22 protein-coding genes are annotated in these 26,275 nt (G+C 69.5%); 13 read left to right on the forward strand and 9 right to left on the reverse strand.

Annotation, left to right across the window (positions count from 1 at the left end; genetic code table 11):
- Positions 1–11 precede the first annotated feature (11 nt).
- Entirely contained in the window at positions 12–1,028 is a 1,017-nt protein-coding gene (locus tag M2317_RS05510; RefSeq protein ID WP_429458110.1) for a LacI family DNA-binding transcriptional regulator, read from the reverse strand.
- Positions 1,029–1,225: 197 nt separating this feature from the next.
- Here M2317_RS05510 and M2317_RS05515 point away from each other — a divergent pair, with 197 nt between their 5' ends.
- The 9 genes from M2317_RS05515 to M2317_RS05555 all read left to right on the forward strand — a co-directional run bounded on the left by M2317_RS05515 (position 1,226) and on the right by M2317_RS05555 (position 15,484).
- Positions 1,226–7,528 carry a fibronectin type III domain-containing protein gene (locus M2317_RS05515; RefSeq protein ID WP_429458112.1) on the forward strand — a complete coding sequence of 2,101 codons (6,303 nt, stop codon included), beginning with the start codon at positions 1,226–1,228 and terminating at the stop codon, positions 7,526–7,528.
- Positions 7,529–7,620: 92 nt separating this feature from the next.
- Positions 7,621–8,040 carry a DUF4383 domain-containing protein gene (locus M2317_RS05520; RefSeq protein ID WP_429458114.1) on the forward strand — a complete coding sequence of 140 codons (420 nt, stop codon included), beginning with the start codon at positions 7,621–7,623 and terminating at the stop codon, positions 8,038–8,040.
- A 25-nt stretch (positions 8,041–8,065) separates the two neighbouring features.
- Positions 8,066–8,635: a hypothetical protein gene (locus M2317_RS05525; RefSeq protein WP_429458115.1), complete on the forward strand. Its 570-nt coding sequence runs from the start codon at positions 8,066–8,068 to the stop codon at positions 8,633–8,635.
- Between the two features lie 166 nt (positions 8,636–8,801).
- On the forward strand, positions 8,802–9,962 hold the full coding sequence (locus M2317_RS05530) for a Gfo/Idh/MocA family protein (RefSeq protein ID WP_429458116.1): 1,161 nt from the start codon (positions 8,802–8,804) through the stop codon (positions 9,960–9,962).
- Complete coding sequence (locus M2317_RS05535) at positions 9,962–11,131, forward strand: dihydrodipicolinate synthase family protein (protein WP_429458118.1); 1,170 nt, start codon at positions 9,962–9,964, stop codon at positions 11,129–11,131. Before M2317_RS05530 ends, M2317_RS05535 begins: the two co-directional genes overlap by 1 nt.
- Positions 11,128–11,985, forward strand: coding sequence for a sugar phosphate isomerase/epimerase family protein (locus M2317_RS05540; protein WP_429458120.1), 858 nt, complete (start codon positions 11,128–11,130; stop codon positions 11,983–11,985). The genes M2317_RS05535 and M2317_RS05540 overlap by 4 nt, the downstream gene beginning before the upstream one ends.
- Positions 11,986–12,062: 77 nt before the next feature.
- Positions 12,063–12,821: a sugar phosphate isomerase/epimerase family protein gene (locus M2317_RS05545; protein ID WP_429458122.1), complete on the forward strand. Its 759-nt coding sequence runs from the start codon at positions 12,063–12,065 to the stop codon at positions 12,819–12,821.
- 21 nt (positions 12,822–12,842) lie between these two features.
- Complete coding sequence (locus M2317_RS05550; protein ID WP_429458123.1) at positions 12,843–13,865, forward strand: LacI family DNA-binding transcriptional regulator; 1,023 nt, start codon at positions 12,843–12,845, stop codon at positions 13,863–13,865.
- Between the two features lie 524 nt (positions 13,866–14,389).
- Positions 14,390–15,484 (forward strand): glycerate kinase, encoded by a 1,095-nt coding sequence (locus M2317_RS05555; RefSeq protein ID WP_429458717.1) that lies wholly within the window; start codon positions 14,390–14,392, stop codon positions 15,482–15,484.
- A 317-nt stretch (positions 15,485–15,801) separates the two neighbouring features.
- Here the strand turns inward: M2317_RS05555 and pgm are convergent, their stop codons facing one another.
- Positions 15,802–17,445: a phosphoglucomutase (alpha-D-glucose-1,6-bisphosphate-dependent) gene (gene pgm / locus M2317_RS05560; RefSeq protein WP_429458125.1), complete on the reverse strand. Its 1,644-nt coding sequence runs from the start codon at positions 17,443–17,445 to the stop codon at positions 15,802–15,804.
- Between the two features lie 63 nt (positions 17,446–17,508).
- Between pgm and pheA the strand changes: the two genes are divergently transcribed.
- Positions 17,509–18,459: a prephenate dehydratase gene (pheA, locus tag M2317_RS05565; RefSeq protein ID WP_429458127.1), complete on the forward strand. Its 951-nt coding sequence runs from the start codon at positions 17,509–17,511 to the stop codon at positions 18,457–18,459.
- Between the two features lie 107 nt (positions 18,460–18,566).
- Here the strand turns inward: pheA and M2317_RS05570 are convergent, their stop codons facing one another.
- From M2317_RS05570 to M2317_RS05585, 4 genes are all read right to left on the reverse strand, one after another.
- A complete protein-coding gene (locus M2317_RS05570; RefSeq protein ID WP_429458129.1) occupies positions 18,567–18,776 on the reverse strand; it encodes a methyltransferase in 210 nt (69 codons plus the stop codon).
- Positions 18,777–18,946: 170 nt separating this feature from the next.
- The gene (locus tag M2317_RS05575; RefSeq protein WP_429458131.1) at positions 18,947–19,993 is read right to left on the reverse strand and encodes an LLM class flavin-dependent oxidoreductase; all 1,047 of its coding nucleotides are present in this window, start codon (positions 19,991–19,993) and stop codon (positions 18,947–18,949) included.
- A 41-nt stretch (positions 19,994–20,034) separates the two neighbouring features.
- Complete coding sequence (locus tag M2317_RS05580) at positions 20,035–20,670, reverse strand: phosphoribosyltransferase (protein WP_429458133.1); 636 nt, start codon at positions 20,668–20,670, stop codon at positions 20,035–20,037.
- 42 nt (positions 20,671–20,712) lie between these two features.
- Entirely contained in the window at positions 20,713–21,012 is a 300-nt protein-coding gene (locus M2317_RS05585) for a MerR family transcriptional regulator (RefSeq protein WP_429458135.1), read from the reverse strand.
- A gap of 124 nt (positions 21,013–21,136) precedes the next feature.
- Between M2317_RS05585 and M2317_RS05590 the strand changes: the two genes are divergently transcribed.
- From M2317_RS05590 to M2317_RS05600, 3 genes are all read left to right on the forward strand, one after another.
- Positions 21,137–21,559 carry an Hsp20/alpha crystallin family protein gene (locus tag M2317_RS05590; RefSeq protein WP_429458137.1) on the forward strand — a complete coding sequence of 141 codons (423 nt, stop codon included), beginning with the start codon at positions 21,137–21,139 and terminating at the stop codon, positions 21,557–21,559.
- Positions 21,560–21,635: 76 nt separating this feature from the next.
- Entirely contained in the window at positions 21,636–21,866 is a 231-nt protein-coding gene (locus M2317_RS05595; RefSeq protein WP_429458139.1) for a DUF2795 domain-containing protein, read from the forward strand.
- Between the two features lie 160 nt (positions 21,867–22,026).
- Positions 22,027–23,796, forward strand: a complete 1,770-nt coding sequence (locus tag M2317_RS05600; RefSeq protein WP_429458140.1) for a cation:proton antiporter — start codon at positions 22,027–22,029, stop codon at positions 23,794–23,796.
- A gap of 99 nt (positions 23,797–23,895) precedes the next feature.
- On the opposite strand, the gene M2317_RS05605 is transcribed toward M2317_RS05600, so the two are convergent.
- From M2317_RS05605 to M2317_RS05615, 3 genes are all read right to left on the reverse strand, one after another.
- Complete coding sequence (locus M2317_RS05605) at positions 23,896–25,317, reverse strand: dicarboxylate/amino acid:cation symporter (RefSeq protein WP_429458142.1); 1,422 nt, start codon at positions 25,315–25,317, stop codon at positions 23,896–23,898.
- Between the two features lie 184 nt (positions 25,318–25,501).
- On the reverse strand, positions 25,502–25,846 hold the full coding sequence (locus M2317_RS05610) for a hypothetical protein (RefSeq protein WP_429458144.1): 345 nt from the start codon (positions 25,844–25,846) through the stop codon (positions 25,502–25,504).
- Between the two features lie 69 nt (positions 25,847–25,915).
- Positions 25,916–26,191, reverse strand: coding sequence for a helix-turn-helix domain-containing protein (locus tag M2317_RS05615; protein ID WP_429458146.1), 276 nt, complete (start codon positions 26,189–26,191; stop codon positions 25,916–25,918).
- Positions 26,192–26,275: the final 84 nt, after the last annotated feature.

A 26,275-nucleotide genomic window follows, 5' to 3' on the forward strand; every position in this document is an offset into this window, starting at 1 on the left:
GGGCGGTGCGCTCAACGGGCGGTGGAAGTCGAGGCGCGGATCACGAGCTCGGGCTGGTAGACGACGTTCGTCAGGTCGGGGGTCTCCGTGCCGTTGATGCGGGCGATGAGGATCTCGGCGGCGGCCCGGCCCATCTCGCGCGCCGGCTGGCGGACCGAGGTCAGCGGAACCTCGGCGATCGCCGCGAACTCGATGTCGTCATAGCCGACGACCGCGATGTCCTCCGGTACGCGGATGCCGCGGGCGATGAGCCCGTGCAGCAGCCCCATCGCGAGGTGGTCGTTCGACGTGACGATGCCGTCGGGCCGGTCCTCCGGTCGACGATCGGCGAGCTCGTCGCCGAAAGCGAGACCCCGCTGCGTCGTCGCCGTACTCGTCCAGATCGGCTCGAGCGCGACGCCCGGGTGCGCGGCGACCGCGGCACGCGCGCCCTCGAGGCGCTCGCGCACCTGCCTGACCTCCTCGCGTGCACCCACGAATGCGAGGCGCTTGCGCCCCGTCCTGATCAGGTGCTCTGCCGCCAGCCGGCCACCCGCGACATCGTCCAGCGACACAGACGGCATGACGCCCGCGTCGTCGACCGCGTCGACGAGCACGACCGGAACGCCCCTCTTGCGCAGCCGCTCCTGCCAGGCATCCACCGGTCCGAACGGGCTCACCAGCGCGCCCTCGACCTGCACACGTTCGAAGAGTTCGAGGTGGTCGAGCTCCTTGGCGATGTCGTCGCTCGCGTTGCCCACCAGGATGCGCAGTCCTGCGGCGGTCGCGGCATCCTCGGCACCGGCGACCATATCGGCGAAGAACGGGTTGGCGATGTTGATGACGGTCATACCGAGCAGGCCGCTGCGTCCGACGCGCAGCTGCTGCGCCGCCTGCAGGGGAACGTAGCCGAGGCGATCGCTGGCCGCGCGCACGCGCTCGACCAGCTCATCGCTGACGCGCCCAGGGCGATTCAGCGCGTTCGAGACGGTGCTGATCGAGACTCCGGCGAGCTCGGCGACATCCCGGATGCCTACGCGCTTCACCATCGCCCTCCTTCAGACGTCTGCCTCCAGGCAATGGTATGCGCTTTCCTCCGCAGTCGGGGGAACCGGACGAGTTCGATCAAAAAACGTTTCGCACTTTTCCTTGCCTCGCGATGGCGCGGCGTGCAAGACTTCCCGACGAACGTTCGGAATGCGCTTTCCGTCCCTTCCTTTGCCGCTGACGTCAACAGGAGATCCTCGTGCCACACGTGCCCGCCCGCGCCACCGCGCTCCCCGCCTCATCCGCACGAGGGAGCAGCCGGCTCCGTTTCGGCGCAGCCGCCATCGCGACCGTCGTCGTCGGATCCGTCCTCACCGCGATGCCCGCCGCCGCAGCTCTCGCGCCGGCGGAGGACGGGAACTGGCGCTTCGACTTCGGCACCGCGACGAGCCCCGTCGCCGAGGGGCACCAGCAGGTGCTGACCACCTCGCTCCACACGCCCGAGTCCGGCTGGGGGATCACGCTCCCCGAGGGGGCGACGCTCTTCGACCGGGATCGCGGCACGGACGGCTCGCCCGCGGGCGCCATGGAGGACGACTTCGTCGCCGGCACGAACTGGGGCTTCGCGCTGGACGGCGTTCCCGAGGGCGAGTACGAGGTCACCGTCACGATCGGCGACGGGTTGAGCTCGGCATCCGGAACCAACGCGACCCTGACCCTCGAAGGCGCAACGCAGACCCGCCTCACCTCCGAGCGCGGCACGAACGCCACCGCGACCTACCCCGTCGCAGTCAGCGACGGTCAGCTCACGATCGGCTTCGCCGGCTCCGGACTCGGCGCCTACGTCAACGGACTCGTCATCGCGCCGCTGACGCCGGATGCCCCGACCGACCTCGCCGCCACACGAGTGGCGTGGAACGGTGTCGATCTCACGTGGGCGGCATCCGAGGGTGCGGCGGCCTACCGCGTGCTGCGCGCCGACGCCGCGGACGGCACCACCGGCGAATTCGCCCAGGTGGCTGAGACGACCGAGCCCGCCTACACCGACGCCTCGGTCGTCCCGGGCGCCGACTACGCCTACGCGATCGCCGCGGTGAGCGCCTACGACCGCGCGTCCGAGCGCTCCGCCGAGGTCCGCACCGGCGCCATCCCCGAGCTCGTCGCCCCCCTCGCCCCGGACGACCTCGCGATCGCCCAGGTCACCGCGGACGCCGTCGTGCTCACCTGGTCCGCTGTCCCCAACGGCGAGACCTACCTCCTCGAGCGGGCCGGCGCCGATGGCACCTGGTCCGAGGTCGCCACTCTCGAAACTCCCGGTTGCACCGACGAGATCGACACCGCGCAGGCGTGGTCGTACCGCGTGACCGCGCACAACGAGGTCGGGTCGTCCCCGGCATCCGATGTCGTCGTCTCCACGGTCTACACGGCCCCCGCGCCGCTGCCGGCTGGCGACGTCGTCACGTTCGACTTCGGCTCCGCCGCCGTCGCCGATGGCGCGCTCGGAGTCACCTCCGCGACGGCGTACGCCGCCGAGTGGGGCTACGGATTCTCGACCGCGCCGACCAGCGCGACCCCCGACGTCGACCGCGGCGGAGACGACGCGCTCCGGCGGGACTTCATCGCAGCGGCCGGTGCGACCTTCGAGGTCGACCTCGGCGCCGGTGACTACTCCGTGCAGGTCATCGCGGGCGACGCCGAGGCGGCATCCACCACGACGATCACGGCCGAGTCGATCGCCAAGGTGCAGGCGAACCCGCAGGCGGCGGGCGCCTACCTCGAGATGGCGTTCCCGATCGCGCTCGTCGACGGCCGGCTGACGCTGCAGATCGGAGGGGATGCCGCGGCCGTCAACGCCCTCACCATCACCCGCCTGCCCGCGCGCACCGCCGGTGCCATCAGCACCGCGTACATCACGGGCGACTCGACCGTTCAGACGTACGACCCGATCGCCTACGCGCCGCAGGCCGGCTGGGGGCAGATGATCGAGAAGTTCTTCGCCGACGACATCGCGTTCGCCAACCACGCGATCGGCGGCCGCTCGTCCAAGAACTTCATCACGCAGGGCCGGCTGGACGAGGTGCTCCGCGGCATCCGCCCCGGCGACTATCTGATGGTCCAGTTCGGGCACAACGACGCCACCCAGGGCGTCGACGACCGCTACGCGAGCCCGGCGGACTACAAGGAATATCTGCGCACGTACGTCGAGGGTGCACGCCAGCGCGGTGCGACCCCGATTCTCGTGACGCCGGTGTCCCGGCGGTCCTTCAACGCCGAGACCGGCGAGTTCAACGTCAGCTTCCCCGAGTACGTCGAGAAGATGACCGAGCTCGCACAGGAGGAGAACGTGCTGCTGGTCGACCTCTCGGCATCCAGCAGGGCGTATCTGAACGAGATCGGACCGGATGCCGCCAAGGCCGTGTTCCTGCACGTCGACCCGGGCGTGTTCCCGAACCGGCCGGCCGGTACCGTCGACGACACGCACTTCCAGGAGTACGGCGCCATCCAGATGGCGCGTCTGATCGCGCAGGATGTCGCGCAGCTCGACGACCCGCTGGCCGCGAAGGTCACGGACGTCGAACCGCCGGCGTCCGTGCCGGCAGCACCGCAGAACGTCGTCGCCGGTGCCATCAGCAACGGCGGAGCGACGCTGCAGTGGGATGCCTCACCCACCGCGGACATCTACAAGATCCACCGCCAGGCGGTCGCCGACCCGGAGGGCACCTGGACCCTGGTCGGCATGGTGACCCAGACGTCGTCGATCGTGCAGGGCCTCGCCGAGGGCACCGCGTACCGCTATCGGGTCGTCGCCGTGAACGGACGCGGCGAATCCGAGCCGAGCGCCGACGTGACCTTCACGACCAAGCAGGCCCTCTACAAGTACGACTTCCAGCTCGCCGGCAACCCGCTCATGGCGGGCTACACCGAGGTCACCCCTGATCTGGCCTACATCGCCGAGCGCGGCTACGGCTTCGTGAAGGCGCCCGGCGCCGCGGCCGGCCGCGACCGCGGCGCGGCCGAAGGATCGAACGACCTCATCCGGGACTTCGTGCTCCCCGGCGACAGTGCGACCTTCGCCCTCGACGTCCCGAACGGCACGTACTCGGTCAAGACGTACTCGGGCGACTGGATCGGCTCCACGAAGACGAGCTTCCGCGTCGAGGGCCGCGAGGCCGGTTCCGGCAACGCAGGCAAGGGCGGCGTGAACTCCACGCTGCGCGGGCCGTACCTCGTCACCGACGGTCAGCTGAACATCGAGGCGTACGGCGCAGCCGCCGGCACCCGCCTGAACGGCCTGGAGATCACCCCGATCCTCCTCGGGCCGACCGGCCTCGAGGTCGCCGACGTCGTCGCCGACCCCACGGCGCCGGCGATCTCGCTGGCCTGGGATGCCGAGGACGGCGTGTCCTGGAACGTCTACCGCACTTCGCCGTTCGACGCGAAGCCGGTCGGTCTCGGCACGACGGAGGAACCCGCGTACGTCGACACGACGGCACGGGTGGGACTGGACTACGACTACTACGTCACCGCGGTCGACCAGACCGGGCTCGAGTCGGTGCCGTCGCCGACCGTCACGGCATCCCTCGTCGACCCTGACGTCTCGGTGCCGTCGGCACCGACCGATCTCGCGGTCGAAGCGATCGCCAAGAACTCGGTCGAGTTCTCGTGGGCGCAGCCCCTCGGCGCGCTGTACTACCTCGTCTTCCGCTCGGAGTCGGAGGGAGAGCAGGGCGAGCTGATCGGCATCGCCGACACGAGCCGGTACACCGACACCGGGGTGCTCACGACGATCCCGTACTTCTACACGACGGTCGCCGTGAACGCGGGCGGTGCGGGTGCTGCCTCCGAGCAGCTCACGACCGAGGCCGTCACGGTGCTGCAGCGCCAGGCCGAGTACCTGGACCGGGCGCCCGCCGCCGTCGGCACTGATGAGGGAAACCTGGTGTCCTGGCGGATGCTCGGCACCGACCCGGACGACGTCGCCTTCCACATCTACCGCGACGGGAAGCGCATCACGGACGCACCCGTCACCGACTCGACGAACTTCGTCGATGAGGCCGGGACCGCGGCATCCGTCTACTTCGTGACGAAGGTGCTGGCCGGGGTCGAGACGACCGAGACCGACGAGTTCGGTGTGCAGGACGGCGCCTACCGCTCCGTGCCGCTGGACAAGCCGACGGACGCGTACACGAAGGACGGGCAGCCGTACACGTACAACGCCAACGACACGAGCGTCGGCGATGTGGACGGCGACGGTCAGTACGAGCTGATCGTGAAATGGGATCCGTCCAATGCCAAGGACAACTCGCAGAGCGGGTACACCGGCAACGTGTATCTCGACGCGTACGAGCTGGACGGCACGCGGCTGTGGCGCATCGACATGGGCGTGAACATCCGCGCCGGAGCGCACTACACGCAGTTCCAGGTGTTCGACTACGACGGCAACGGCCGCGCCGAGGTCATCATGAAGACCGGTGACGGCACGATCGACGGCGTGGGTCAGCCGATCGGCGCCGCGGGCGCCGACCATCGCAACAGCTCGGGCTACGTGCTCACCGGCCCGGAGTACCTCACGGTCTTCAACGGTGCCACGGGTGCGGCGATCGACACGATCGACTACACGCCGCCTCGGGGCGACGTCGGAGCCTGGGGCGACACGTACGGCAACCGCGTCGACCGGTTCCTCGCCGGCACCGCCTACCTGGACGGCGAGCACCCCAGCGCGATCTTCAGCCGCGGCTACTACACGCGTGCCGTGATGGCGGCGTACGACTTCGACGGGGCGAACCTGACCCAGCGGTGGGTGCTCGACTCGAACACCCCGGGCAACGAGGCCTTCTACGGACAGGGCAATCACAACCTGTCGGTGGCCGACGTCGACGGCGATGCGAAGGACGAGATCGTCTTCGGCTCGGCGACGGTCGACGACGACGGCTCGCTGCTCTACTCGACCGGGCTCGGGCACGGCGACGCGATCCACGTCTCGGATCTCGTACCGTCCAACCCCGGGCTCGAGGTCTTCGCGGCCCACGAGGAGATGCACTCGGCGCAGAACCGGGGTGCCACGATGCGCGACGCGCGCACCGGAGAGGTCCTGTGGTCGATCCCCGCGGTCAAGGACACCGGGCGTGCGGCATCCGGCGACATCGACCCCCGCCACGAGGGCGCCGAAGGCTGGGCCATCGGCGGGGATGCCGCGTGGAACTCGCCCGTCGGACAGCTCATGTCCGCGGACGGCGAGCTGATCGGAGAGCAGATCCCGGCGGCGAACTTCCTCGCCTGGTTCGACGGCGACCCGCTGCGGGAGATCGTCGACCACACCTTCGACCAGGAGGCCTATCGGGGCTATCCGACGGTGTCCAAGTGGAACTGGGAGACCGGAGAGTCCGAGGTGATCCTCGCCGATGAGGGGGCGCGCTCCAACAACGGCACGAAGGGCAACCCCAACATCCAGGCAGACCTGTACGGCGACTGGCGCGAGGAGATCGCCTGGCGGTCGGCCGATTCCAGCGAGCTGCGGATCTACTCGACCACGGACGAGACCGCCCTGCGCCTGCGGACCCTCATGCACGATCCGGTCTACCGGCTCTCGGTCGCGTGGCAGAACACCGGTTACAACCAGCCCACGCAGACGAGCTTCTTCCTGGGCGACGGGATGGCGCAGCCGGCCGCACCTCAGATCCGCGTGACGGGAGACCCCGCCGGGGCCGCCGACACGACGGCTCCGGAGGTTTCGGGCCTGCCGGAGGACGGCTCGCTTCTCGCCAGCACGTCGACGTTCACGGTCGGCGTCACGGCCTCGGATGCCGAGTCGGGCGTCCGCACGCTCGACATCGCGTTCGACGGGCGCCCGGTGGCACCCGGCGAGGAGATCGCGCTGGCGGATCTGGTCGGCCAGCACACGCTCAGCGTGAACGCGGTCAACCACGACGGCCTCGTCACGACGGCTTCGGTGCAGCTGCTCGTGTTCGACGACGAGGGGGCGACGAAGGCCCCGGCCCGTGGCGTGCTCTCCAGCGACAGCGGTCAGCGCGACGGGCTGAGCGACGGCACCTTCACGGTGTCGATGAACCTCTGGCACGGCGTCAACGGCGGAGTGTTCCGTCTCTACGAGAACGGCGAGGTGATCTCGACGAAGCTGCTCGATGCGCATTCGCCGGATGCGCAGGTGGTGACCGTGGATGTGACGGGCAAGGAGAACGGCACCTACGTCTACACCGGTGAGCTGATCAACGCGGCCGGCACCACGGCCACGACCTCGGTCACCGTCAAGGTGAAGAATGCCGCGCCTGCGGTGCCCGTGCTCTCGCATGACAACTGGGACCGCAACGGCGACTACACCGTCACCGCGAATCTCTGGTGGGGCACCAACGCGACGACGTACCGATTGAAGGAGAACGGAGTGGTGATCGACGAGCAGGCGCTCGCCGCGGCATCCCCGAACGCGCAGCAGGCGGCCACGCAGATCACGGGCAGGGCTCCGGGGAAGTACGTCTACGTGGCCGAGTTCTCGAACGCGGCCGGGGCGACGAGTTCGAAGGAGATCACCGTGACGGTCCGGTAGGCGGTCGGCCCGGCGGGCAATCCGATCGACAGACGTCTCCGAAGACTCCTGTAGATGCGGCACCGGGCCGCACAGGAACAAGGAGGTCAATCATGAGCTCTTCACCGAACCGCCTCGTCGCCACGGTGTTCGGCGCGGTGTACATCCTCGTCGGGCTGCTCGGCTTCGCCGTCACGGGAGGCGTGGGCTTCCTCGCCACCGAGGGCGGGATGCTCCTGGGCATCTTCATGGTGAACCCGCTGCACAACGTTGCGCACCTGCTCATCGGGGCGGCGCTGCTGATCGCCGGTCTCGTGTCGGCTCGTGCGGCCAAGACCGTGAACATCGTCGTCGGCGCCGCCTATCTTCTGCTCGGCATCGTGGGGTTCTTCCTCGTCGGCACGGCGCTGAACATCCTCGCGCTGAATACGTTCGACCACTTCCTGCACCTCGCGAGCGCGATCGTGCTGCTGGGCATCGGGATCGCCGCGGATCGCGCCGTCGACCGGGTGACGCTCGGTCGCACGGCCTGACGAGCGGCGCGACGTGGACAGCGCGATGATCACTTCCTCGCCGGCCTCGGCAGCGCTCCCGGCGCCGTCGTCGCGATCGGCGGCCGCATGGCCGTCGATCGCGGCATGGAGCGGTGGCCTGATCCTGCTCGCACTCGGTGCGGGCGCGCTGACAGCGGCCGAGGGGGGACCTGCGATCCGTTCGATGGGGGCTGCTCTCGTCGCGGCCGGAGCGGCGGCCATCGGATGGGGAGCCGCATCGCTGATCCTCCGGCGGACGCTCGCACCGCGCAGCGGCATCGCCGGGGCCATGGCGAGCGCCGCGATCGCGGTGGCGGCTTTCGTCCTCGATCCGGCGCGGATGGGGATCCTCGCGATCGCCCCGGCGGTCGCGATGCTCCTCGTGGTCGGCGTCGCGTGCGCGCTGGAGCTGCGCGCTGTGCGATCGCGCTCCGGTCGGGGCGGAAACGCCGAGCGCGGGCGTCTCGCCGAGATCATCGTCGGCGCCGTGCTCGCAGCGGCGATCGTGACGCCGGCGCTGTCGGCCGTCGAAGCGGGTTACCTCGCTCCGGCCGGGGGAACCGTCGTGATCCCCGACACGGGGCACCACCACTGAGTCGAGGTCGACGCGCGGAGCACCTTGCCGCGCAGCCCCGCCGGATTCGCGCATGCGAACGGCGGGGCTGCGTGCTGCTTGCATTGCGTCGGATGCCGTGGCACACTAACGGAAAGCGTTTACCCCAGCATCCCGAACCGGATGCCGACCTCACGAACGGAAAGCAATGTCACAGTCGACGACCCGCGAGATCGGGATCATCATGAACGGCGTCTCCGGACGCATGGGCTACCGGCAGCACCTGGTGCGCTCGATCCTCGCGATCCGCGATCAGGGCGGCATCGAGCTCTCCGACGGCACGCGCGTCACCGTGAAGCCGATCCTCGTCGGGCGCAGCGAGCAGAAGCTCGCCGAGCTCGCGGCTCTGCACGGCATCGAGGACTACACGACCGATCTGGACGCCGCTCTGGCGGATCCGAAGTGGGAGATCTACGCCGACTTCCTCGTGACGAAGGCGCGTGCGACGGCGATCCGCAAGGCGATCGCCGCCGGCAAGGCCATCTACACCGAGAAGCCCACCGCGGAGTCCCTGGAGGAGGCGCTCGAGCTCGCCCGCCTCGCGAAGGATGCCGGCGTGAAGACCGGTGTCGTGCACGACAAGCTGTACCTCCCGGGTCTGCAGAAGCTCAAGCGCCTGATCGACTCCGGCTTCTTCGGCCGCATCCTGTCGGTCCGCGGCGAGTTCGGCTACTGGGTCTTCGAAGGCGACTGGCAGCCGGCGCAGCGCCCGAGCTGGAACTATCGCACCGAGGACGGCGGCGGCATCATCACCGACATGTTCCCGCACTGGAACTACGTGCTCGAGAACCTGTTCGGCGACGTCAAGAGCGTGTACGCGCAGGCCGCCGTGCACATCGCCGACCGCTGGGACGAGAAGGGCGAGCACTACACCGCCACCGCCGAGGACGCCGCATACGGCATCTTCGAGCTCGAAGGCGGCATCATCGCCGAGATCAACTCCTCGTGGACGGTCCGCGTGAACCGCGACGAACTCGTCGAGTTCCAGGTCGACGGCACGCACGGCTCGGCCGTCGTCGGCCTGTTCGGCGCGAAGATCCAGCCGCGCAACGCGACGCCGAAGCCGGTCTGGAACCCCGACCTCGAGGACACCCACGACTACGACGCCGACTGGCAGAACGTGCCGACGAACGACGTGTTCCTCAACGGGTTCCGCCAGCAGTGGGAGGAGTACCTGGAGTCCTACGTGCTCGGCACCGAGTACGAGTACGACCTCCTCGCCGGCGCCCGCGGCGTGCAGTTCGCCGAGGCGGGCCTCGCGTCCAGCGCCGAGGGTCGCAAGATCGCCATCGAGCCCCTGTCCCTCTGATGTCGACGCTCCGCCTTCTTTCGGCATCCGGGGAGTTCTCGGATGCCGCGCTGAACGACTCCGGCGCCTACACGCGACCGGTCTTGCCGCTGCAGTCGCGCGTCGCCTATGCGGCCGCGCACGTCGTCCCGGTGGTCTGGGGCGAGAACACCCCCGGCCAGCCGGCCGACATCGACTGGGACTCGACGCTCGCGTTCCGGCGCAACGTGTACTCGTGGGGCCTCGGCGTCGCCGACGCCATGGACACGGCCCAGCGCAACATGGGACTGGATGCCGCGGCCACCCGCGAGCTCATCTCCCGCAGCGCCCAGGTCGCCCGTGAGGAGGGCGGCTCGGTCGTGGTCGGCGTCAACACCGATCACATCCTCGAGTCGCACATCTCGCTCGACCAGGTGATCGACGCCTACAAGGAGCAGCTGCACTTCACCGAGGAGCAGGGCGCGGGCCCGGTGCTGATGGCGTCGCGTCATCTCGCGCGGGTCGCGACGTCGGCGGACGACTACCGCCGGGTCTATCGATCCGTGCTGCAGTCGGCGACGGATCCCGTGGTGCTGCACTGGCTGGGCACGGCGTTCGACCCCGAGCTGGCCGGCTACTTCGGTGCGGACGACTGGCAGACCGCGTCGTCGGTGCTGCTGGACATCATCGCCGAGAACCCGGGCAAGGTCGCGGGTGTCAAGATGAGCCTGCTGAACGCCGAGAGCGAGATCTCGGTGCGGGAGCGGCTCCCCGAGGGCGTCCGGATGTTCACCGGCGACGACTTCAACTACGTCGGGCTGATCGGTGACTCGGGCGTCGGCGCGCGGCCGTACTCCGATGCCCTGCTCGGTGCCTTCGCCGCGATCACGCCTGTGGCCTCGGCTGCGATCCAGGCACTGGATGCCGGAGACGCCGCGGCGTACGAGCGCATCCTCGGGCCCACCGAGGAGCTCAGCCGTCAGGTCTTCGCCGCACCGACGTTCTATTACAAGACGGGTGTCGCGTTCCTCGCGTGGCTGAACGGCCACCAGCCGGCTTTCCAGATGGTCGCAGGCCTGCACTCGGCGCGGAGCCTTCCGCACCTGTCGCGGATCGTCGAGCTGGCGAACACCTCGCTCGCCCTGGAGCAGCCAGAGCTCGCGCGCGAGCGCTGGCACGGGATGCTGCGCCTGAACGGAGTCGAGCTGTGAGCCATCCGAAGCTGTCGATCAACCAGGCCACGATCAAGTACGCGAACCTCGCCGATGCGCTCAGCGCGACGGTCGAGGGCGGCGTCGAGGCGATCGGACTCTGGCGCGAACCGGTGAACGAGGTCGGTCTCGCGACCGCCGCTGAGATGCTCACCGACTCGGGGCTGCGTTTCACGACCCACTGCCGCGGCGGGTTCTTCACGCTGCCCGACGGCCCTGCACGCGTACAGGCGCTCGACGACAACCGCCGCGCGATCGAGGAGACGGCGACGCTCGCCGCCGCCGGGGCCGAGGGGTCGACCTCGATCCTCGTGCTCGTCGCCGGCGGCCTGCCCGAGGGATCGCGCGACATCGTCGGTGCCCGCGAGCGGGTGCGCGACGCGATCGGCGAGCTCGTCCCGGATGCCGCGGCCGCCGGTGTGACCCTCGCGATCGAGCCGCTGCATCCGATGTATGCGACCGACCGGTGCGTGGTCTCCACGCTCGGGCAGGCGCTCGACATCGCGGCGGACTTCGATGCGGCCGTCGTCGGGGCGACCGTGGACACGTTCCACATCTTCTGGGACCCGCAGGTGCTCGACCAGATCGCCCGCGCGGGTCGTGAGGGCCGCATCGCGACATACCAGGTGTGCGACTGGAAGACCCCGCTCGCCGCCGATGTGCTGTTGAGCCGGCACTACATGGGCGAGGGCGTGATCGATTTCGGCAGCCTCACACGCGCGGTCGTGGAAGCCGGATACACCGGCGACATCGAGGTCGAGATCTTCAATGAGGACGTCTGGGCGACCGATCCGCTCGAGGTGGTGCGCCGAACGGCCGCGGCCTTCGATGCCACGGTGGCCCCTCACCTCTAACCTGTTCGAATCGCTCGAATGCCCCTTCACCTCAGCTTTCTCGGGTCATTCGAGCGATTCGAAACCCAAGGAGAGTCATGACCATCCGCATCGGACTGTGCTCGGTCACGTTCCGCGCGTTGAGCGCCGCACAGATCGTGTCGCTCGCCGCGCAGAGCAGCCTCGAATCGATCGAGTGGGGCGGCGACGTGCACGTGCCGCCAGGCGACGCCGTGACGGCCCGTCACGTCGCCGCTCTGACCGCGGATGCCGGACTCGCCGTCGCCTCGTACGGATCGTACTTCCGTACCGGCGAGGGGGAGGACATCGCCCCGGTGCTGGACAGCGCTTCCGAGCTCGGTGCCCAGCGGATCCGCGTGTGGGCGGGGTCGGTGGACGCCGCCGACGCGACCGAGGCCGAGCACGCGGCGACGGTCGATCGGCTGCGGGCCGCTGCGGCTGCGGCATCCGATCGGGGCATCGAGCTGGCACTGGAATACCACGGCGGCACGCTCGCCAACGCGCCGGCGACGACGCTGCGGGTCCTGGACGAGGTCGATCACCAGGCCCTGCGCACCTACTGGCAGCCGACCGTCGGAGCCCCGGACGCCGTGGCGATCGACGAGTACCGGGCGATCGCCGACCGCGTCAGCGCCGTGCACGTGTTCTCCTGGTGGCCGCGCACCGAACGCCGGCCGCTGGCCGACCGGGACCTGCTGTGGCGGGAGCTGTTCGCCGCGGCATCCGCTTCGCCCCGGCCGCCGCGGGATGCGCTTCTGGAGTTCGTCCCCGACGACGATCCTGCGGTGCTCGCACGCGAGGCCGCGGCGTTGAGGGCCTACCGTGACCTCGTCTGAGCGGACAGTAGGCTCGGAATCATGACCCCAGCTCAGGACGGCCGCCCTGGCCGCGGCGCCACTCCCACGCTGCACGATGTCGCGCGCGAGGCCGGAGTCTCGCTGGCCACGGCGTCCCGTGCACTGAACGGCTCGGTCCGCAATGTCAAGGGCGAGAACCGGGAACGGGTGCAGCAGGCGGCCGCGAAGCTCGGCTATACGACGAACATCCTCGCGCAGGCGACGGTCCGGGGGACTTCGTCCGTGATCGCGCTGCTCGTCGCCGACATCGCGGACCCTTACTTCGGGCTCATCGCATCCGGTGTCGCGCGCGGTGCGGACGAGCAGGGCCTCATCGTCACGATCGCGGTGACCGAGCGCGATGCCGAGCGCGAGCTGCGGCTCGTGCGGGCGCTGCGGGGCCAGCGGCCGCAGGGCCTGATCCTCGCGGCGTCCCGTGGTGCCGAGGACACCGCGATGCACGACGAGGTCGAGGCGTTCTCGCGCCTCGGCGGCCGGGTGGTCTCGTTCGGCGGCAGCGTCGCGGACGAGCGCATCATCGAGATCGACAACGTCGCCGGCGCCCGGATGCTGGGCGAGACGATGGCCGCGCGCGGCTACCGCTCCGCCGTCGTTCTGGCCGCCGCCGAGGGCATCCGCACCTCCGACGACCGCATCTCGGGGTTCCAGGCCGGATTCGCCGCCGGCGGCGGGACCGCCGACCGGGTGTACCGTGCCGGCTTCGCGCGCGAATCGGGTGCGACGGCGATGGCCGCAGCTCTGGGGGACGGGATCGAACCGGGGACGCTGGTGTTCGGCATGAGCGACGTCGTCGCGATCGGTGCGATGGCGGCGATCCGGGATGCAGGGCGCGAGATCGGGACGGACATCGCCGTGTGCGGGTTCGACGACGTGCCGGTGAGCCTCGACGTGACGCCGCCGCTGACGACCGTGCGGGTTCCGCTGACGGAGATCGGCTATCAGGCGTTCCGTGCGACGGTCGATGAGGACTGGACGCAGACGCCGCTCGACCTCGAGGTCGTCGTGCGGGAGAGCACCCCGTGAGCGGTGCCGCTGCCGCGTTCGGTCACGCTCCCGGTGGCGTATCCGGCGCGGACGCCGCTCCGAGTGCGACCGTTCGCGAGTCGGCTCGCGCTGGGGCAGGACCGCATGCTCGGGATGCCTCCTCGAGTGCGACCGACGCCGGCTTCGGTCGCAGTCCGGGTGGGGTGCCCTGGCCGGATGCCGTCGTGAGCGCGATCATTCATGCGTCCGGTCACGCTTCGGCAGGGTTGCCTGCTCCGGATGCCGCCCGAAGCGTGACCGATCCCGAAACGTCGAGCCCCGCAGTCGGGCTGCCCGGGTCCGAAGAGGCTTCCGGTCGCAGTTCACGCTGCTTCGGCGAGCCGCTCGTTGATTCCGGTCGCAGTTCAGGCCGCTTCGCGGCTGCGGATGCGGCGCCAAGTGCGACCGGAACGCCGTCTGCCATTGCGGATGCGGCGCCAAGTGCGACCGGAACGCCGACCGCGGCTGCGAGAGCAGCAGAAAGTGCGACCCGAGCGGACCAGGCACCCCGCAGGCCCCGCCGCATCGTCATCGCACCGGACAGCTTCAAGGGTTCGATCTCCGCTGCGGATGCCGCGGCGTCCCTCGCCCAGGGGTGGGCGTCCGTCGAGCACGGAGCCGAGTTCCTGCTGCGTCCGATGGCGGACGGCGGCGAGGGTACTGTCGCGGCGTTCGAGGCCGCGGTCGACGGCGCCCAGCGGCACTCGGTGATCGTCGATGGCCCGACCGGCGAGGCGATCGAGAGCAGCTGGCTGTGGCTGCCGCCGACGCCGGACGCGCCCAGCGGCACGGCGGTCGTCGACCTCGCCTCCACCTCGGGCATCGAACTGCTGGACGAACTGCGCCCGTGGGATGCCGACACCACCGGGTTCGGCCAGGCGATCGCCGCTGCGCTGGATGCCGGGGTCTCGCGCCTCGTGCTCGGAATCGGCTCCAGCGCGTCGACGGACGGCGGTATCGGACTGCTCACCGCGCTCGGTGCCCGCTTCCTCGACGGCGATGGGCAGCAGGTCGCCCCGGGCGCCGCAGGGCTCTGCGATGTGGTCTCCGTCGACCGGGTCGGTCTGTGGCCCGCCTCCGACGTGCGCGTGCTGACCGATGTCACGAACCCGCTCACCGGACCGCGCGGCGCCGCCGCCGTTTTCGGGCCGCAGAAGGGCCTGACGGATCCCGGCGACATCCGGACGGTGGATGCCGCGCTGGCGCGTCTCGCGCAGCTGATGCACCTGGACCCGGAGCATCCGGGCACGGGTGCTGCGGGCGGCGCCGGTGCGGCGCTGGTCGCGTGGGGCGCAGCGCTGACCCCAGGCGCGGATGCCGTTGCGGAGCTGATCGACCTCGCCGGCGCGATCGCCGACGCCGACGTCGTCATCACGGGCGAGGGGTCGTTCGACGGTCAGTCCGGAGACGGCAAGGTCCCCTCGTTCGTCGCGGACCTCGCAGCGGATGCCGGGGTGCCAGCGCTGCTCGTCGCCGGCCGCATCACGTCGGATGCCGATACGGCGGCGTTCGCGGCATCCGCATCGTTGACGGACCTGGCGGGCTCCGGCGAGTCCGCTCAGGGCGATGCCGCCCAATGGCTGCGCGCGGCGGGCGCCGCCCTGGCACGCGCGCTCTGACCCGCCGCGACTGCTCGCGAGACTTGCGGTGCAGGGTGACGCTTGGCCTGCCTGCGCAAGTGTCGCCGCACAACGTACGTCTCGCGGCTGGGGGTGTTGCGCGGTCCGCGTGACTTGCGTTGCAGGGTGACGCTTGGCTTGCCTGCGCAAGTGTCGCCGCACAACGTACGTCTCGCGGCTGGGGGCGTTGCCAGGTCCGTGAGACTTGCGTTGCAGGGTGACGCTTGGCTTGCCTGCGCAAGTGTCGCCGCACAACGTACGTCTCGCGGGGCGCCGCGGAGCACCGCCGCGGGGCCGGGCGGAGCGCGACCGGCGCGTCAGCCGCCGAGGGCTGCGCTGACGACGGCGCGCGCCTCCTCCTGCACCTGGGCGAGATGGTCCGCCCCGAGCAGGCTCTCGGCGTACAGCTTGTAGACGTCCTCGGTGCCGGAGGGGCGCGCGGCGAACCACGCGTGCTCGGTCTGCACCTTCAGCCCGCCGATCGCGGCGCCGTTGCCCGGCGCGTGCGACAGCTTCGCGGTGATCGGCTCTCCGGCGAGGGACCCGGCGGCCACGGCATCCGGAGCCAGCTTGCCCAGCGCGGCCTTCTGCGCCGGGGTCGCTGGGGCGTCCACGCGCTGGTAGGCCGAGGCGCCGAACGCCTCCTCCAACTCGCGGTAGCGCTCGGACGGCGTCTTGCCCGTCACAGCGATGATCTCCGCCGCGAGCAGGCAGAGCAGAATGCCGTCCTTGTCCGTCGACCAGACCGAACCGTCCTTGCGCAGGAACGACGCACCGGCCGACTCCTCGCCGCCGAATGCGACGGAGCCGTCGAGTAATCCGGGGACGAACCACTTGAACCCGACCGGAACCTCCAGCAGGCGGCGGCCGAGGGACTCGGCGACGCGGTCGATGATCATCGACGACACCAGGGTCTTGCCGATCGCGGCATCCCGTGGCCACTCGGAGCGGTGCGAGAACAGGTAGTCGATCGCGACGGCGAGGTAGTGGTTCGGATTCATGAGTCCGGCATCCGGAGTCACGATGCCGTGGCGGTCGGCATCCGCGTCGTTGCCGGTGAGCACGTCGAAGTCGGCGCGGCGGGCGACCAGCGAGGCCATCGCCGAGGGGGAGGACGGATCCATCCGGATCTTCTCGTCCCAGTCCAGCGTCATGAAGCGCCAGGTCGGATCGACCTCGGGGTTCACGACCGTGAGGTCGAGTTCGTAGACCTGCTTGATGTGCGCCCAATAGTCCACCGACGCTCCGCCGAGCGGGTCCGCGCCGATGCGGACGCCCGCGTTCTTGATCGCGTCGATGTCGATGATCGTGGCGAGGTCGCGCACGTATGCGTCGCGGAAGTCGTAGCTGGGCAGGGCATCCCAGTCGATGTCGGCGAAGCGCTCGCTCTTCACGCCCTCGAGGCCGGCTTCGAGCAGGGCGTTGGCGCGGTCGGCGATCCATCCGGTGGCATCGGTGTCGGCGGGGCCGCCGTGCGGCGGGTTGTACTTGAAGCCGCCGTCGCGGGGCGGGTTGTGCGACGGGGTGACGACGATGCCGTCGGCGCGACCAGGGGCGTCGGCCGCCAACTCCTTGTTGTGCGTGAGGATCGCGTGGCTGAGGGCCGGAGTCGGAACCCACGAGTCGCGGGCGTCGACGCGGATGTCGACGCCGTTCGCGACGAGAACCTCAATCGCGCTGCGCTCGGCGGGAAGCGACAGGGCATGCGTGTCGCGCCCGAGGAAGAGAGGACCGGTGATGCCCTGCGCAGTGCGGTAATCGACGATCGCCTGGGTCGTGGCCAGGATGTGGTTCTCGTTGAAGCTGCCGCTCAGCGATGAGCCACGATGACCGCTCGTGCCGAATGCGACTCGCTGCGCCGGGTCGGACGGATCCGGGTGGCGGTCGTAGTACGCGGCGATGAGTTCGTCGACATCGATGAGGTCACTTTCCTCCGCGGGGAGGCCGGCACGGCTCGTCATGTGAACAGTCTGCCCCCAAACAGCGCGCGCGTGCACATTCGGGTCGACATCTTCAGGGCTAAGGTGAAACGCGTGACTGAACGGCGCACCTACAGCTATCTCGGCCCTGCCGGCACCTTCACGGAAGCGGCGCTCGATCAGGTCGCCGAAGCCAGAGGCCAGCAGTGGCGGGCCGTCCACAACGTCGGCGAAGCGCTCGCCGACGTGCTCGAGGACCGCAGCTACGCCGCGATGATCGCGATCGAGAACTCGATCGAGGGCGGCGTCTCGACGACGCAGGATGCGCTGGCCACGCTTCCTGGGCTGCGCATCATCGGCGAGTACCTGGTGAACGTGAACTTCGTTCTCGTCGCCCCGCCGGGCGTCCGCCTCGAGGACGTGTCGGTGATCGCCGCGCATCCGGTCGCGTACGCGCAGTGCCATGGCTGGCTGGGCGAGAACCTGCCGAACCATTCGCACGTCCCTGCAGCCAGCAACGTGGCATCCGCGATCGGCGTGCTCGACGGGACGAGTCCTGCGCAGGCGGCGATCGCCGCCCCCGGCATCGTCCAGCACTACGACGTCGACGTGCTGGCATCCGAGATCGGCGACAACAAGCAGGCGGTCACCCGGTTCGTGCTGGTGACGCGCACGACCACGCCGCCGTCTCCGACCGGCGCCGACAAGACGTCGCTCATCGTCGAGCTGCCGCACGATCACCCAGGATCCCTGCTCGAGATGCTCGAGCAGTTCTCGACGCGCGGTATCAACCTGTCGCTCATCGAGTCACGGCCGATCGGCGACGAGTTGGGTCGCTACCGGTTCGTCATCGACGCCGACGGGCATGTGTCGGACGAGCGGATGGCCGATGCGCTGCTCGGCATCCGCCGGTTCAGCCCGCGCGTCGTGTTCCTCGGATCGTATCCGCGGGCGGACCGGCAGATCGTGCAGTACCCCGACCGTTACTCGGACGACATCTTCGTCGAGGCCCGCGATTGGCTGCGCGGGCTGCTCTCCGGCGAACCGGAGGCTTGACCCACGCGTCCTGCCTCGCGGGAGGCGGCGCAGATGGTCGCTTCACGGGCGTCGATGCGGCCAGGTGCGACCGCGCGCGCGAGGCGTGACGCCCCGCGCATCCGGCCTCAGTGCTCGCGGAACATCGGCCACGCACTGCCCGGAGGCATGTGCGAGTGCAGCGCTCCCTTCGCCGACTCCAGGCTGGGGTAGGTGCCGGTCTCGGCATCCGCTCCTGCCATGACGACGACGTAGCCGTCCGCCTCATGCCGGATGCTGCCGCACACGCCGTTCGATCCGTAGGCGACCCACAGCGCGCGTGTCGTGGTTGTGCTCATCACGAACTCCCTTCCGATGCTCCTGACCGTACGCCCCGGTGCGGAACCGCGCCAGGGGGTTGCGGGGAAACCCGTCGGCGCGCGAGAAAGCAGGGCGCGAGCGGCCACAGCGGACGCGACGGGCGCATCGACGACGGTCGATGCGAGAGGGGTGCGCGGCCGGGGCGGAACTACTGCGCGGCGGCGATGAGCTCGAGCGTCTGAGCGCGGCCGGCCGCGGCATCCTTCGGCTCGGATTCGTAGGCTCCGGCGACGGGCGAGAGCATGACCTCGTCGACGCCGTGCTCGGCGGCGAAGGCGGCGAGTTCGGCGGCGACGGACTCGCCGGTTCCGACGAACCAGCGCTCGCGGGCTGCGGCGACGACCTGGTCGGTCGCCGGATCGGATGCTGCGGCCAGCGCCTCCTCGACGGTCTCGAGCGCGGTCAGCGGTTTGTTCAGTCGGAGTCGAGACATCATGCGCAGCTGCGGGAGGGCGCGCGCCTCGGCCTCTTCCTGCGTGGGCGCGGCCACGACATTGATCGTGAGGAAGGTCCGCGGCGTCGGGCGGGCTTCGCTCGGCTGGTATCCCGAGCGGTAGAGGTCGAGCGCACGCTCCAGCCCCTGGCCCGAGAAATGGTTGGCGAACACGTACGGGAGGCCCTGAGCCGCGGCGAGCTGGGCGGAGTAATCGCTCGAGCCCAGCAGCCAGACCTCGGGCACGCCGGTCGCGGCGGGCGTCGCGCGGACCGTGTACTCGCCGCCGGAGGTGAACTGGATCTGCGCACCTTCGGCTCCGAGGAGCAGAGTGATGTCCTGCACGTGCCGGGGGAACTGCTCGACGTCGCTCGTGGTTCCGGAGCCCCGCAGCAGCTGGGTGATCACGGGGTCGCTGCCCGGGGCGCGGCCGAGGCCGAGATCGATGCGGCCAGGCGCGATCGCCTCGAGCGCCGCGAACTGCTCCGCCACGATGAGCGGAGCGTGGTTCGGCAGCATGACGCCACCGGAGCCGAGGCGCAGTGTCTTCGTGCGCGTGGCGGCCGCGGCGATCAGCACCGGGGGAGTCGTGGATGCCACGGCGGGCATGTTGTGATGCTCGGCGAACCAGTAGCGGCGGTAGCCCAGTCGGTCCGCGGTCTCGGCGAGGTCGAGGGACGCCGCGATCGCCTCCGTGCTGGTCTGGCCGGTGCGAACCGGGACGAGGTCGAGGACGGAGAGGGCGGGGGCTGCGGAAGTCATCCCCGGATGCAACCGGTCGCGCGCAGCCGGTATTCCTGCGTTCAGGATCGGAGCGCACGCAACCGCTCGATGACCTCGTCGTCGGAGACCTGAGCGAAGTCGATGTAGTGCATGCCGACCGACATGAGGGACTCGGGGGTCAGCACGCAGATCACCTCGTCGGCTTCGGGGACGTGCGCTGCGGCATCCGGCGGGGCGACCGGCACGGCGAGGATGACGCGAGCGGCGCCGCGGATCCGGGCGATCGCGCATCCGGCCCGTGCCGTCGCGCCGGTTGCGATCCCGTCGTCGACGACGATGGCGGTACGACCCGCGAGCTCGACCGCCGGAACGCCTGGGCGCAGCAGGGCGACGCGGCGTTCCACTTCGGCGGCCTCGCGCTCACGGGCGGCGGCGACAGTGGAGGCAGGGATCGAACCCATGCCGATGATGTCGTCGTTGAGCACCGTCGCACCGTCTTCGCCAATCGCGCCCATCGCCACCTCCTCGTGTCCCGGCACGCCGAGCTTGCGGACGACGAGCACGTCAAGATCTGCGTCGAGCACGCGTGCGACCTCGACGGCCACCGGGACGCCGCCGCGGGGGAGCGCCAGCACGACGGGGTCACTCCAGGTGCGCTGCGAGAGCTTCGCCGCCAGTCGGCGGCCGGCATCCGTCCGGTCCGTGAATCTGTCCATCTCGCCCTCCTGCTTCCGGCTTACGCCCGAGGGCAGGGCGGGTCAACCCCCGGCCGAGGAGCCCTCGTCCCCGGCGAGCTCGTCGCGCAGGCTCGCGTTCTCGTCCTCCAGTTCGAGCACGCGACGGATGCCGGTGAGGTTGACGCCTTCGCTGCGCAGATCCGTGACCCGCCGGAGCCGTTCGACGTCGTCCTCGCTGTATCGGCGCGTGCCGCCGTCGCTGCGGGACGGCGTGAGCAGCCCCTTGGCCTCGAACAGGCGGAGCGTGGCTTCGGGCACGCCGGACAGCTGTGCGGCGACGGCGATGCCGTACAGCGGGGTGCTCGAATCTCGCTGGGCCATGCTGAGAATTTCCTTACTCGAACTTGCAGATCATCTCGGATCGATCTATAAAAAATATACATCTGATTCTGCAGATTATCTGCAGAGCAGCGCCTGGGTCATCGAAGACGAAAGGAGAACGCTCATGGCGATGACAATCGATCCCCTCAGCCAGCTCGACCGGTTCGCAGCGGCCGTGCTCGACTCCGCCCGGTCTCCGCGTGTGATGCCGGTCGATCTCTTCCGGGACGGCGACCGCTACATCCTGTGCGCGGACCTGCCGGGCGTCGACCCGGGCACGATCGATGTGGACGTGGATGGCGGCCAGCTGTCGATCCGCGCTCAGCGCACCGGCGACACCCGCGACGGCGTCCGCTGGCTCGCGCGCGAGCGCAACACCGGCAACTATCTGCGCCAGTTCACGCTGGGCGACGGCGTGGACATCGACGGGATCAGTGCGTCCTACGAGAGCGGCGTGCTGTCCGTCATCATCCCGGTGAGCGAGCGCGCCAAGCCGCGCAAGATCGCGATCGAGTCCCGCGACGAGCGCCGGGCCGTCACAGCCTGACCCGCCGCCCGATTCCCGGATGCCGGGGTGGGCCGCCACCCCGGCATCCACTCACTGATCAGAGAGGAACAACATCATGGCCGTATCCCCCGCGCTCGACGCCTTCCTCAGGAACATGGAGTACCCCGCGACGAAGGATGACCTGCTCCGCGAGGCTGCGCGAGAGCGCCTGAATCCGAGCGACCTGGCGAGGTTGGAGCACTTGCCGGAGCAGAGCTTCAGCGCCGGCTGGCATATCCGGTACCACCTCGCGCACCGGGCGCTGGCCGACATCACGGCGGCGTCGCGTTCGCTCGCATCCGCCTGACCTGCGGGACGGGTCGTCGTGACCCGCCTCGGATCCTCGAGACCCCGTCCCGCCGGCGAGACCCTGTCGTGTCCACCTCGATACGGCGGCGGGGTCTCGCCGGTGCGGGGAGGTCTGGATGCCCGGGGTGGATCATCGGGCCGGGCGATAGCCTGACGGCATGGATGCCGAGCTGTTCTACGTCCTCGTCGGATCGATCTCCGTGGCGGCGTTCGCCCGTTGGCGGGGGTGGCCGGCCCCGCTGCTGGTCACGGTGACAGCCCTCGCGGTCTCCTTCCTGCCGTTCGTGCCGGAGTTGAAGATCGACGGGCATGTGCTGTTGAATCTCGTGCTGCCGCCGCTGCTGTACTCGGCGGCGCTGGACGTCTCGTTCGTCGGCTTCAAGCGGAGCCTGCCGCAGATCCGTCGGCTCGGGATCTGGCTGGTGCTCATCACCGCGCTCGTCGTCGGACTCGTGGCCTGGTGGATCTTCCCGTCGCTGACTCTGCCCGGCGCACTTCTGCTCGGTGCGATCGTCGCGCCTCCGGATGCGGTGTCCGCCGCCGCGATCGGACGCAAGCTCGGTCTGCCGCGTCGAGTGATGACCGTGCTCTCCGGAGAGAGTCTCATCAACGACGCCACATCATTGACGCTGTACCGCGTGTTCGCGGCGATCATCGCCGGCGGGGCGTTCCAGCTGGGGGCCAGCATCTGGGAGTTCGTCGTCGCCGTGGTCGTCGGCGTCGTGGTCGGGCTGGTCTTCGGCATCCTGCTGCACCAGCTGCGCATCCGGTTGGACGACCCTGTGGTGATCGGCACGTTCGGGCTGCTGGTGCCGTTCGGGGCGTATGCGATCGCCGAGCATCTGGGCGGCTCCGGAGTGCTCGCGGTCGTCGCGATGGGCCTGTATGTCGGATACAACGCGCCGCGCACCGACTACACGACGCGCCAGCAGGAGGCTCCGCTGTGGCTGTCGGCGGACTTCCTGCTGGAGAGCTTCGTGTTCGCGTACATCGGGCTGCAGCTGCCGCGGGTCATCAGCGATCTCGGACGCGAGTCGGTGGGGGAGATCCTGCTGCTCGCGGGGGTCGTGCTCGTGGTCGTGCTCGTCGTACGGCCGGCCTACATCTATCCGGCGCATGCGTGGGCGATGTGGATGCAGCGGATCCGGCTGCGGCGCTGGGAGAGATCTCTCGCCTCGGGGGACTGGGAGCGCAGGGAGCGCCTCGAGCAGGAGCGGAGCGAACGGTTCGCGGCGAAGCATCCGGAGCCGGCGGCGGCTGGTAGGCAGAGGCGGCGTCCGACCGTCGACGAGGTGAAGGCGCGGTTCACCGAGCCGGAGCTCAGCTGGAAGGACAACGCCGTCATCTCATGGGCCGGGATGCGCGGGGTCGTCACGCTCGCGACGGCGCTCGCCGCGGCCGACCTCGCCGAGCTCGATGACGAGGCGTCGCACGCGATCGTCGTGGTCGCGTTCGCGGTGACCGTCGGCACCCTGCTGCTGCAGGGGCTGACGCTGCCGGCGCTGATCCGGGGGCTGGGAATCGCGAGCGACGTGGATGAGGAGCAGGATGCCGCCGAGCTCGCCGCCGTGCGGGCGCGGACGCGGCAGGCCGGCGAGGAGTTCATCGAGCGCAAGCGCGCCGTGTGGGAGGAGAAGTACGGTGCTGCGGACCTCGCCGTCTTCGACCGGTTCGCGAAGCGGATGACGCGGGTCGAGAAGGACACCGATCGGGCACAGGAGACCGAGGATTCGGTGGCGCGCCCGACCTACGAGGATCTCGTGGCGCTGTCGAAGGGCTGGTTGCACGTGCGGCGCGAGATCCTGTTGGAGGAGCGGGATGCCGGGAATCTCGACGAGGAGCTCATGCGGGAGCTGATCACGGCGATGGATGCCGAGGAGCTCGCCCTGGACACGAGGGGCGCGACGCGTCCGCAGTCGAGGGCGTAGTAGTCGTCATGTCATTCGTTTAGCGAGGACGGCAGAGCCGACCGAGACGAAACGGGGTGACTGCTGACCAGCAGTCACCCCGTCTGTCGGTTCAGCGCGTCAGCGGGCGCCGGCCGGCTGCGCCTCGGCATCCTGTTCCGGGGCGTCCGAGTCGCCGGCGGAGTCGTCGGCGAACGGAAGGCCCTCACGCGGAGCGTTGTAGAGATCCTCGTCGAGGATGCCCTCGCGCTTGGCGACGATCGTCGGGACGAGGGCCTGACCCGCGACGTTGACGGCCGTGCGGCCCATGTCGAGGATCGGGTCGATCGCGAGGAGCAGGCCGACGCCCTCCAGAGGCAGGCCGAGCGTCGACAGCGTGAGGGTCAGCATGACGACGGCGCCGGTGGTGCCGGCGGTCGCTGCGGAGCCGAGCACCGATACGACGACGATCAGCAGGTACTGGAAGAAGTCCAGCTGGATGCCGAAGAACTGTGCGACGAAGATCGCGGCGATCGCGGGGTAGATGGCGGCGCAGCCGTCCATCTTGGTGGTCGCCCCGAGCGGCACGGCGAACGACGCGTACGACGAGGGAACGCCGAGGTTGCGCTCGGTGACGCGTTCGGTCAGCGGAAGGGTGCCGATCGAGGAGCGGCTGACGAAGGCCAGCTGCACCGCGGGCCAGACGCCCGAGAAGTACTGCTTGATCGAGAGGCCGTTGGTGCGGATGATCACCGGGTAGACGACGAACAGCACGAGAGCGAGTCCGATGTAGACGGCGGCGGCGAACCAGCCGAGGCCGACGAGCTTGTCCCAGCCGTACTTGATGACGGCGGATCCGATGAGGCCGAAGGTTCCGATCGGGGCGATGCGGATGATCCACCACAGCACGCGCTGGATGACCTTGAGCAGCGACTCGGTGAAGACGAGGAACGGCTCGGCCTTCTTGCCGGCCTTGAGAGCTGCGATGCCGACGACGGCGGCGACGACGATGACCTGGAGGATGTTGAAGCCGACGCTGGAGGTGAACGTGCCGTCGACGGCGCCGGGGCCGGTCGAGACCGTCAGGCCGAGGAAGTTCTGCGGGATGAGGCCGAGGAGGAAGTTCCACCACGTGCCGACCGTGTAGGGGTCGCCGGTCTCGAGGCCTTCGCCGGCGCGGGCGCCGGGCTGGATCACGAGGCCGAGCACGATGCCGATGATCACGGCGATGAACGCGGTGATGCAGAACCACAGGATCGTCTGACCGGCGAGGCGCGCGGCGTTCTGCACGCGGCGCAGGTTCGAGATGCTCGCGACGATCGCGGTGAAGATGAGGGGGACGACGGCTGCGCGCAGGATCGTGACGTAGGAACTGCCGATCCGGTCGAGCGTGTCGGACAGGATCGTCGGGTTCTCGGCGGAGGCGCCGAGCTGGCGGCCGATGAGTCCGGCGACGACGCCGAGGACGAGAGCCGCGATGATCTGGAAGCCGAACGAGGTCAGCAGTTTGCGCGCGGGGCTACGGGTGTCTGGCGCCTTCTGGGCGCGGGAGGCGGTGCTCATGGGGACTCCAAGTCATGGCGCGCCCGGGTGCGCGCCGATGGGAGTCAACGCTAAGCCTGTCAGCGTATTCCCAGGGTCGATATGACGAACGGTGACGGCGCCGAAGCATCCGTCACCGTTCATCTTCAGATCGCTGAGCGGCCCCTATCGCTCGCTGAGCTTGTCGAAGCGCGTCAGCGGGAGGTCACTCTGCGGGAGTCGCGCACTTCGGCGCTGCCTCGGTCACGACCTGAGTCAGGAGTTCCTGAGCATCAGTGCTGGTCTGGATGTCCTTGCCATCGGCGATGTTCGCAAGATCCTCATCCGAGATCTCGGAGTCGACGAGTGCTTCGGAGAGGCAGAGGATGATGTCATCGGTGTAAAGGTCGCTCTGTCCGGCGTCGTCGATGATCTTCGTCCAGCCTTCGGCAACCTCTTCGGCAGAGGGACGCTCGACGGCCGCGCCCCCGCACGCCGCGAGAGAGAACGCCAGTGCCGCGATCGGCACAGCGGAGAGAAGTCGGTTACGCAGTTTCCGGTCGGTGTTCATAGGAACCACGGTATCGCGTTCCCAGCTGATTGATAGGTGCGAGTGGCGGGCAGAAGTGCCCATGCGGCATCAGGCCGTCCGGCGACGTCGGTCGGTCTCGTTCGTGCCGAACATGTCCGCGGTGACGCCGTCGAGCAGGTCGCCAGGGGTCGTCCGGAGGGCATCGGAGATCTTGAGCAGGGTCAGGATGCTGAGCATCGATCGCCCTGATTCGTAGCTGCGGATGTTCGAGGAATCGATCTCGCTGAGCACCGCGAGCTGATCCTGCGTGAGTCCCCGGCGCTTGCGTTCGGCAGCGATCCGAGCCCCGATGTGGGCTGCTGCAGGCGAAGGCGTACGGGGCACTCATCAAGCGTGGACGGCGCCGGTAGCGAGTGCCAGGGTGCGCGTCCCCGGGTACTTGTACACTCTGGCTTGTGGGTAGGGATA

The sequence above is a fragment of the Microbacterium sp. ZKA21 genome (genome assembly GCF_050434165.1).
Lineage (GTDB): Bacteria > Actinomycetota > Actinomycetes > Actinomycetales > Microbacteriaceae > Microbacterium.

Excerpts from the sequence above, each read along its gene's own strand:
- M2317_RS05510 (WP_429458110.1), bottom strand. The coding sequence starts at position 1,028 with ATGGTGAAGCGCGTAGGCATCCGGGATGTCGCCGAGCTCGCCGGAGTC.
- M2317_RS05520 (WP_429458114.1), top strand. The coding sequence starts at position 7,621 with ATGAGCTCTTCACCGAACCGCCTCGTCGCCACGGTGTTCGGCGCGGTG.
- M2317_RS05525 (WP_429458115.1), top strand. The coding sequence starts at position 8,066 with ATGATCACTTCCTCGCCGGCCTCGGCAGCGCTCCCGGCGCCGTCGTCG.
- M2317_RS05530 (WP_429458116.1), top strand. The coding sequence starts at position 8,802 with ATGTCACAGTCGACGACCCGCGAGATCGGGATCATCATGAACGGCGTC.
- M2317_RS05535 (WP_429458118.1), top strand. The coding sequence starts at position 9,962 with ATGTCGACGCTCCGCCTTCTTTCGGCATCCGGGGAGTTCTCGGATGCC.
- M2317_RS05545 (WP_429458122.1), top strand. The coding sequence starts at position 12,063 with ATGACCATCCGCATCGGACTGTGCTCGGTCACGTTCCGCGCGTTGAGC.
- M2317_RS05550 (WP_429458123.1), top strand. The coding sequence starts at position 12,843 with ATGACCCCAGCTCAGGACGGCCGCCCTGGCCGCGGCGCCACTCCCACG.
- pgm (WP_429458125.1), bottom strand. The coding sequence starts at position 17,445 with ATGACGAGCCGTGCCGGCCTCCCCGCGGAGGAAAGTGACCTCATCGAT.
- M2317_RS05570 (WP_429458129.1), bottom strand. The coding sequence starts at position 18,776 with ATGAGCACAACCACGACACGCGCGCTGTGGGTCGCCTACGGATCGAAC.
- M2317_RS05575 (WP_429458131.1), bottom strand. The coding sequence starts at position 19,993 with ATGACTTCCGCAGCCCCCGCCCTCTCCGTCCTCGACCTCGTCCCGGTT.
- M2317_RS05580 (WP_429458133.1), bottom strand. The coding sequence starts at position 20,670 with ATGGACAGATTCACGGACCGGACGGATGCCGGCCGCCGACTGGCGGCG.
- M2317_RS05585 (WP_429458135.1), bottom strand. The coding sequence starts at position 21,012 with ATGGCCCAGCGAGATTCGAGCACCCCGCTGTACGGCATCGCCGTCGCC.
- M2317_RS05590 (WP_429458137.1), top strand. The coding sequence starts at position 21,137 with ATGGCGATGACAATCGATCCCCTCAGCCAGCTCGACCGGTTCGCAGCG.
- M2317_RS05595 (WP_429458139.1), top strand. The coding sequence starts at position 21,636 with ATGGCCGTATCCCCCGCGCTCGACGCCTTCCTCAGGAACATGGAGTAC.
- M2317_RS05600 (WP_429458140.1), top strand. The coding sequence starts at position 22,027 with ATGGATGCCGAGCTGTTCTACGTCCTCGTCGGATCGATCTCCGTGGCG.
- M2317_RS05605 (WP_429458142.1), bottom strand. The coding sequence starts at position 25,317 with ATGAGCACCGCCTCCCGCGCCCAGAAGGCGCCAGACACCCGTAGCCCC.
- M2317_RS05610 (WP_429458144.1), bottom strand. The coding sequence starts at position 25,846 with ATGAACACCGACCGGAAACTGCGTAACCGACTTCTCTCCGCTGTGCCG.